The 7,965-nt window shown below is 61.8% G+C and carries 6 protein-coding genes and 6 pseudogenes; 10 read left to right on the top strand and 2 right to left on the bottom strand.

Annotation, left to right across the window (positions count from 1 at the left end):
- Positions 1–141: 141 nt before the first annotated feature.
- The 9 genes and pseudogenes from thiS to ACLHHB_RS07345 all read left to right on the top strand — a co-directional run bounded on the left by thiS (position 142) and on the right by ACLHHB_RS07345 (position 5,636).
- Positions 142–339 (top strand): sulfur carrier protein ThiS, encoded by a 198-nt coding sequence (gene thiS / locus ACLHHB_RS07385; protein ID WP_410217629.1) that lies wholly within the window; start codon positions 142–144, stop codon positions 337–339.
- A 190-nt stretch (positions 340–529) separates the two neighbouring features.
- A pseudogene (locus ACLHHB_RS07380) lies at positions 530–1,107 on the top strand (thiazole synthase).
- Positions 1,104–1,686: pseudogene (locus ACLHHB_RS07375) on the top strand (thiamine phosphate synthase). Before ACLHHB_RS07380 ends, ACLHHB_RS07375 begins: the two co-directional pseudogenes overlap by 4 nt.
- Positions 1,687–1,741: 55 nt before the next feature.
- Positions 1,742–2,119 (top strand): HesA/MoeB/ThiF family protein, encoded by a 378-nt coding sequence (locus ACLHHB_RS07370; RefSeq protein WP_410217628.1) that lies wholly within the window; start codon positions 1,742–1,744, stop codon positions 2,117–2,119.
- Positions 2,116–2,664: a hypothetical protein gene (locus tag ACLHHB_RS07365; protein ID WP_410217627.1), complete on the top strand. Its 549-nt coding sequence runs from the start codon at positions 2,116–2,118 to the stop codon at positions 2,662–2,664. The genes ACLHHB_RS07370 and ACLHHB_RS07365 overlap by 4 nt, the downstream gene beginning before the upstream one ends.
- Positions 2,661–3,588, top strand: a pseudogene (locus ACLHHB_RS07360) (ABC transporter substrate-binding protein). Before ACLHHB_RS07365 ends, ACLHHB_RS07360 begins: the two are co-directional and overlap by 4 nt.
- Positions 3,569–4,232, top strand: a pseudogene (locus ACLHHB_RS07355) (TenA family protein); the annotation flags it as partial. The pseudogenes ACLHHB_RS07360 and ACLHHB_RS07355, both read left to right, overlap by 20 nt.
- 138 nt (positions 4,233–4,370) lie before the next feature.
- A complete protein-coding gene (locus ACLHHB_RS07350) occupies positions 4,371–4,910 on the top strand; it encodes an ATP-binding cassette domain-containing protein (RefSeq protein ID WP_410217630.1) in 540 nt (179 codons plus the stop codon).
- A pseudogene (locus tag ACLHHB_RS07345) lies at positions 4,907–5,636 on the top strand (ABC transporter permease). Before ACLHHB_RS07350 ends, ACLHHB_RS07345 begins: the two are co-directional and overlap by 4 nt.
- A 237-nt stretch (positions 5,637–5,873) precedes the next feature.
- Here the strand turns inward: ACLHHB_RS07345 and ACLHHB_RS07340 are convergent.
- A pseudogene (locus ACLHHB_RS07340) lies at positions 5,874–6,945 on the bottom strand (transposase); the annotation flags it as partial.
- Positions 6,946–7,184: 239 nt separating this feature from the next.
- Here ACLHHB_RS07340 and ACLHHB_RS07335 point away from each other — a divergent pair.
- Entirely contained in the window at positions 7,185–7,637 is a 453-nt protein-coding gene (locus ACLHHB_RS07335; protein WP_410217626.1) for a pyridoxamine 5'-phosphate oxidase family protein, read from the top strand.
- A gap of 54 nt (positions 7,638–7,691) precedes the next feature.
- Here the strand turns inward: ACLHHB_RS07335 and ACLHHB_RS07330 are convergent.
- The coding region (locus tag ACLHHB_RS07330; RefSeq protein WP_410217625.1) for a cupin domain-containing protein at positions 7,692–7,965 on the bottom strand (274 nt) is incomplete at its 5' end.

Genomic DNA, 7,965 nt, shown 5'->3' with positions numbered 1-7,965 from the left:
CCGACAACCTGCCCCACCTGCGCAGGCTCGGCGACACGATCTACGTAAACAGCCTCTTTCGCCACGGCTTGTTTCTGGCGTCCACGTTGGCACGGACGGCGGTAGAAACAGCCTGCGACGGCAGCAAACCGGAGCTGATGGATGAAAATCATAGTTAACGGCACGGAGACCGAAGTGCGGGCGGAGACGCCCGCTACGGCTTTCGACGAGCTCTGCTACGGCGACGCTAAGGTCGCGACCGTCTTGAACGAAAGCTTCGTGCCGGCTGCGGCGCGTGGAGGAACCAGGCTGGCTCGTGGCGACCGGATCAGGATCGTTACCCCACGGCAGAGATGTTGAGATGCGGTTTACGGAACCGAGAGTGCTTCGCGCCTGATGCTCGGGACGGCGCAGTATCCTTCACCCGCCACGTTGGCGGAGACGTTCCGCCGCTCCGGGGGGCATTGCAACCGTTTCTGTCCGCCGCGAGTCCGGCGGTGAATGCGCGGGCGCGGCTTTCTAGAATTTGGTAGGGAACCTCGTCGTAAAGGTGCCGCCCGATACTGCCGGTTGTTATTCAGTGCGCAAGGCTGTCACGACAGCGCAGATGGCACGCGAACTCTTCTACAAGCCTTAGATCAAGCTCAAAGTAATCGATCATGCCGATTCGCTCCAGCCCCACCCGTTCGGCCTAGTGGAGGCGTCGCGCATCCTCACCGAAGGCGGCTGCCAAGTGTTTCGGTGTACGACTGAGGTCGTGGTGGTGCCGGACCACTTCCTGTCCGCCGATTGGCGGGTGCTGATGCCGTGGGGAGCCCCGATTGGCAAAGGGCTGGGAGTGACCAACATCTATGGGCTACGCACGCTCAGGGCACAGTTTTCCGACGTACTGATAGGTGTCGACGCCAGCTCGGCCTCCCCAGCCAAGTGGCGACGGCGATCGAAATTGGCTACGACGCAGTGCTCCTAAACACGGCTGTTGTGAAGATGGGCGATCTGGACGCGATGGCAGAAGGCTTTGCTCGAGCGCTCGAAGCCGGGCGCCTGGCCTATGAGGCTGATCCGATTGATCCGCACGACATGGCGGCGCCGTCAACGCCGGTGGTCGGGAGGGCTTTTCTAGAATGAGCCTCGATCGCCTTTATCCGATCTTCGATGGGCTGTGCTGGCTGGAATGTGTCCTGCTCTTGGGCGTGAAACTGGTTCATCCCCGGGTAAAGGACGTTGCCGAGACCGATCTGCCGAAGATTGTGGCGCGGGTGCAGGCCCTTTCACGGCGCATGGAGCCGTACTGGTGGTCAACGACCACTGGCGCAATGCCATCAAGGAGGGCTGCGACTGGCATCTGGGGCAGGAGGACCTCAACACAGCCGACCCATATGCCATCCGCAGGGCGGGCCTGAGACTGGGGATCAGCACTCATGATCATGCAGAGCAAGATCGGGCCCTTGCGCTGTCGCCTGATTACATGGCGCTCTGTCCTGTCTACCCCACCATCCTGAAGAAGATAAGATAGGAGCAGCAGGGCCTCGAGCGTGTACCAAATGGAAGCGGCTGATGGACGACCTGCCCCTCGTCGCCATTGGCGGGATGAGCGTCGAGCGGGCGGCAGGAGCCTTTGCGGCGGGAGCCGACATTGTTACCGACATTACCCTAAACGCGGATCCCGACGCCCGGGTACGCCAATGGATCGAGGCGTCCGGATGAACCGCTATACATGCCAGATCGCCGGGCCTGCGCTTGCCAAGGGGGACAGATCCGCTTGCGGACGGCAAATGTGCTGGTCGTGGGCACGGGTGGGCTCGCAGCGTCGGTGCTGCAGTATCTGGGAGGGGCGGGAGTCGGCCGCATCAGACTTATCGATCCCGACCGTAGGGCAGCCTTCAACCTGCACCGCCAGACGCTGTTCTGCATAGCCGATATCGGCACAGCCAAGGCAGGGGCCGCCGCCGCCCAGATCGCCGCATTCATTTGCGAGAGCTGCGTAGACCGGGTGGTTGCGGCCCTTGACCCTGCCAACGCCAGCACGCTTTGCGAGGGCGCTGACGTGGTCTTGGACTGTGCCGACGCGTTTGCGGTCAGCCACGTTCTTTTGACGTCTGTTGCGACGCCGGCCTGCCGCTGGTCAGTGCCTCTATGATTGGGCTACACAGTTATATTGGAGCCTTTTGCGGCGGCGCGGCGAGCCCGCAGGTCGTCTCTCCGGACTTGCCGCAGCGACTAGGCTCCTGCGCGGCGGAGAGGGTTCTGGGAACGACCGTAGGCGTCGTGGGGGCGCTTCAGGCGCAGATGGGCATTGCGCTGCTGGCTGACATCGACTCTTCGCCCGGTGGCCGCCTCGTCACCTTTGACGGTCGAAATTTCCGCTTCGGATCATTTTGCTTCAATGGGGCGCCCGAGCCTGCAAGTCAGCCCCGCTTTCTTGCCCCTTCAGAGATCGCCAACGCCGATTTTCTTGTGGACCTTCGGGCCGAGGAGGAGGCCCTCCTGATGCGCCCCAGAGGCCAACGCCTTCCGGTGACGGCCTTCGGAGCACATGGCCCCACCCCCAGTTCCGGCCATCGCGCCGTGCTTTGCTGCCGCTCGGTCCTGCGATCCTGGCAGGCGGCCGCGCGGTCCGCAGCGGTCTGGGACGGAGAGATTTATCTTGTCGCCCTCGGCGACCCAACCGGAGAAACCCCTTGAACGCCAAACTGACCGCACTCGCGCTAGTGACCACGACGCCCGCTGCCGCGCAGGACCAGCTGACCCTGATGCTCGACTGGTTCGTGAACCTTGATCATGGGCCCATTACTGTCGCACAGGAAAAGGGCTAATTCGAGCAGCAGGGCCTTGAGGTTGAGGTAAGTGCGCCCGCCGACCCCGCCGATCCGCCTAAGATGGCCACCGCCGAGCGCGCCGATCTCGTATCAGCCTCAGCTGCACTTGCAGGTCGCTAAAGGGATGCCACTGGTTCGCGTGGGCACTTTAGTCGCGACCCCGCCCAGCTGTCTGCTGGTCCTCGAGGACCGCCCCGTGAAGGAGGTTGCAGACTTGCGGGGGTGGAAGGTCGGCTTTTCGGTCGCGGGTGTCGAGGAGGCCCTCCTGTCCTCCATTCTCGAGAACAACGGTCTGACAATGGAGGACATTGACTTGGTCAATGTGAACTGGTCGCTCTCGCCGGCGCTCATGTCAGAGCAGGCCGACGCAGTGATCGGAGCATTTCGAAATTTTGAGTTCAACCAGGTGGAGATCGAAAGCGTCGACGGCAGGTGTTTCTATCTCGAAGAGGAGGGCCTTCCTGCCTATGACGAACTGATCTATGTCGCCAACCCCGCAACGATGGAAAAGGGCATGATCCGCCGCTTCCTTGCCGCGACTGAGAAGGCTACGCAGTTCATTATCAACCATCCGCAGGAAAGCCGGGAGATCTTTTCGGCCACGTCGATCGAGTTGCAGGACGAGCTGAACGAGAAGGCTTCGGCCGACACGACCCCGCGCTTTGCTCTGCGCCCGGAGGCGCTGGACGAGGGCTGCTAGGCGCGGTTCGAGGCCTTCCTCCGGGAGGCGGGATTGGTCGAAGGGACGCGCCCCGCTTCCGAGCTGGCGCTTGAGCTGGGACGGCAATGAGCTACGGTCAACCTTCCCCCTCTGGCGCGAAGCCGCAGGCAAGACTGGGCAGGATTTCACTCGGCATGCCTTCGTCGAAGGGATGCGGGATGCAACGCTGCCACGCGAGGCTTTCCTGAATTGCCTCGTGCAGGACTACGTCTTCCTTGTTCACTTCTCTCGTGCATGGGCGTTGGCCGTCACGCAGGCGGAAACGCTTGAGGAGGTGCGTACCTGCGCAGCCACGGTCCACGCGCTGATCAACGATGAAATGAGCCTGCACATCAAGACCTGCTTGACCGAGGGAATTTCCGAGGCCGATCTCTTCGCGCCGAGGAGGCGTTGCAGACCATCGCCTATACACGCTACGGGCTGGATGCTGGCCACACAGGCGACTTCCTCGACCTGATGGCGGCATTGCTCCTTGCGTGCTGGCCTATGGCGAAATCGGCTCTTGTCTGGCGGCAAAGGTGGACGAGACGCCCTATTCCAACTGGATCGCCACCTACATAGGGGAGAGCTACCAGCGCACGTGCCGCGAAGTAGGTGCGCTGATCGACGCGGCTGTTGCTCGCCGCGTGGGAGAGGCGCCTCGAACAAGCTCGCGCTGGCCACGCTTTTGTGTTCGGTACCGCACAGCGACGCCGCTGGAGGCTGACTTCTGGGCATGGGTCTGTCTACATGACAACAGCACCGTCCTTGCACCTTTTGAGGGCCGCTCGGATCGAAGACATACCGTCTTCAGTCCGGTCACGCTCAAGGCGCCGGGCGCGTGCTGGACCTGCCTGCTCGGACCCTCTGGGGTGGGGAAGTCTAGCATCCTGCGTCTGTTTGCAGGACTTGGCGAAGGTGTTGGCGCAGAGCGATCTGTTAGTGCCGTGGCTAGACATCATATCCAATGTTACCCTAAGGGCGCACCTGCGCGGGGAGACCCTGCCGCGGAAGCGGGCACTCGATGTGCTGAAACTGTTGGTATGGCGGCTCATGCCGACAAACGGCCAGATATGCTGTCGGGAGGGCAGCGTCAGCGGGTGGCGCTTGCACGAACCTTGATGGAGGATCGGCCGGTGGTCCTGCTGGACGAGCCCTTTTCCGCTCTCGATTCCCGGATGCGGGCATTGATGCAGGATCTTACGGCCGAGCTCCTAGGGGGGCGCACGGTCCTGCATGTGACCTACGACGCTGCCGAAGCTGCACGGGTGGCCCATCGCGTCCTGTTGATGACGCGCGACGGTATCCAACGCATCAGTCCTCCCGATTCGGCTCCGCCCCGCTTCTTCGATGCGCCCGAAACCTTGACCTTCCAAGGGCGTTTGCTGCGCCTCCTGATGGAGACCCGGTGACACCTATTGTCCGCACCATCGCCGTCGCGCTTCTTGGCCTGCTTGTCTGGCAGGCCCTTGTCGCGCTTGCCGATCCGTCCCGTTACAATCTCCCCGCTCCGCTTGCAGTGTTTTCAGCGCTGTGGATCAGCCGGGGACTCCTCGCGGAGCATGTGGTTGTCCCCGCCGTCGAAATGCTGCTCGGCTTGGCGCTTGGTGCGGCGGGCGGCTTTGCCTCAGCAATACTGCTCGCTGCATCACCGCTTGCACGATCGCTGCTGCGACCGATGCTTGTCTTCAGCCAAGCCATCCCAGTTTTCGCCCTAGCCCCCATCCTGACGCTCTGGCTCGGCTATGGGCTCTGGTCCAAAGTCGCCATGGCGCTGCTTGTCATCTACTTTCCCGTAACCTCTGCCTTTTTTATACGTTGATGCGAAGTCCGCCCAACTGGCTGGAACTTGTCCGGCTCATGGGCGGCGCGTCTGGACGCATACTGTGGCGCATCCGTGTGCCGGCTGCCATGCCAGGCTTCGCATCAAGCCTGCGCCTTGCCGCCTTCTATGTTCCTACTGGAGCCATCATCGGCGAATGGGTGGGGCCTCTCGAGGCTTGGGCTATCTCATGCTTTTGGCGAATGGCCGCGCGAAGAGCGACTTGATGTTCGTAGCACTGATCATTTTGGCCATCCTGACGCTCGTCCTCTATTTTGCCGTTGATACGGTCTGCCGGCGACTTTGGGAAAGGTGATCCAGCCTTTGTTTCTGTCGAAATAGACGACAAAGGCGTGCAGTATCTCGCTCGATTTGCTCAGGACTTCCTGAGCGCCCTCCGGTAAAACCATGCGCCCCGTGGAGCCTCTCGATTAACGAAGACAGCTTAGAGAAGATTTCAGCAACCTCGGTATCGCCTGTAACAGGCATGAACTTGATGAGTGCGATATGCCGGATCATGGCTTGTTCCTGTGAAGCCTGTGGCCAGTCAATTATCCACCAGGCGCTCGGCCGGATCCATGCCCTTGGCGGCGAGCGCGGCATGGATCGGCTCCGTGCGCATGGCCTCATGGACATTGGCGGGCGTGGTGCCGGCGTGCAATACCAGATGCGGTGCATTGGCATCGCAGGTTTCGGTGAGATGGACCATGTAACCGGTCCACGCGGTGCCGCTCTTGGCGCGGAAGCGGGCCTCGGCATCGTAGGGAGACTCGATCCGGTCGCCGGGGCCGCGTCCCTGCACCGCCCGCAGACGGACCTTTGGCGGCGCGCCCGAGCCGGAAGCATCGTCCGTGAGTTCAAAGTGCCGGTTCCAAACGCGCCGGAGCAGCCCGATCGCAGGCAGGGTTGCGGCCTCGGCTGGCGCACCCGGAGCGGCGATCGCGTCCAAGAGCCGGAAGCCGTCCGTCCCGACCTGGAGCCACGCAGGTGTCCCGTCTGGGACCGACAGGCGACAGGCGTCCTTCTTCGACCCGATGATCATGGCGCTTGTGCCAGTCCGGCTCCGCCACCTGCCGAAGCCAGTCAGATGCTATGAGGGCGAGGGCGTTCAACGCCGCACGCAGCGTCTCGGCGAGAGGCTCGATCCGGTTGAGGTCGCGTCTGGCAGCCAGAACATGGGTGCTGTCAGTACGCTGACGACCGCACGTCTTCAGAAAACCTGCCTCCCGGGCAGCGTCGAGCACGCAAGTGAGCAGGCGCCCGCTGGCTTCATGGTCAAGCAGGCGGGCGCGGAACTCGCACGATACGCTATGGTCAAAGCCGGGATCGGTCAGGTCCAAGGCCAAAAGGGACTTCCAGTCGATCCGCGCGCGAACCACGTCGGCCGCTTGACGGTCGGAAAGGCCTTTGCGGAACTGCATCAGCGTGACCAGTGCCAAGCGCCATGGCGCGTAAGGCGGGCTGGCCAAAGCAGGATAAAAGGCACCAAAGACGGCGTCATCAAATAAAGGACCAAGCCGGTCACACAGGAGCAGGTAGGTATTGCCGCGCGGGAATGCCGCTCGGGCGACAATCCCTGTCTGCGCAGGCATGGTTGGTGCAGGGCGATGTTGGCGCAAGGACATGGGAGTTACTCCGACCACAGGCGCCTGTTTGACGCCTCATAGCCAGCAGGTTCCGACTTCGCCAACAGTGGCCGAGCGTTCTTTGGCCACAGGAGTTGTGCATCTGACGCTTTTCCTCTCTCGGTTGCGCCCATCTTGGTGGCGCGCTTTGCGGCTTCTCGAGCAGCTCCAGCCAACGTTATTGTTCGACACGAAGATCGCGACGACTTTACCCTTATCCGAAATCCAAGAGGTCCCCGATGTTTCCCGAGAAGGCTGTTCTGTGCTGGTTGGCAACTGTCGACAACTCCCACAAACCCAATGTTTCTCCCAAGGAGATATTCAAGCAAACTGCAGAGGATCATCTGCTCATTGCAGACATAGCGTCGGCGCGGAGCGTTCGGAACATTCGCGCCAATCCTGCCGTCTGTGTCAGCCTGATCGACGTATTCCTTCAGCGGGGGGAGAAGTTGGAGGGCCGCGCGTTGGTCGTTCCGCCCGATCACACCGACTTCCGGGCATTGGCTGCACCCTTGGTTGAAATGACGGCGGGCAGGTTTCCAATCCGCCATGTGATCTCAGTCCGCATCGAGCGCAGATCGGACATCCGTGCGCCCAGTTACGCATTCTTTTCCGGCCGGAGCGAAGAGGAACTGCAGGCGGATGCCTACCGGACCTACGGAGTGCAGCCGATTTCAACAGGCGACCCGTGAACCGGGCCACCTGTACCGGTTTGGAAGCCATGTCTCAGATGGTCGAATTGGTTTCTACTTTTTGCCCACACCACCGCCAAGCACCGTCAGATCCGACATTGCGGCGATCATCCAAGGCAACCCAACGTTGCGGAAGATCCGTTGATCCAGCCGCGGGTAATCGCAGACGTCATGCGGCAGTCGTTCGCCCACGACAATGCACCTGAAGATGCTCTCGCCCGTGTTCCTGATAGAATGAGGCAGCCCCCCCTTGCGATAGCCGATGAAGTCACCCGGCCCGATGTCAAACGCGTCGTCGCCTATGGTTGCAGTGGCCGTGCCCCCAAGC

Source organism: Paracoccus sp. (in: a-proteobacteria) (genome assembly GCF_046462195.1).
GTDB lineage: Bacteria > Pseudomonadota > Alphaproteobacteria > Rhodobacterales > Rhodobacteraceae > Paracoccus.
This window is presented reverse-complemented; position numbering and strand designations above follow the sequence as displayed.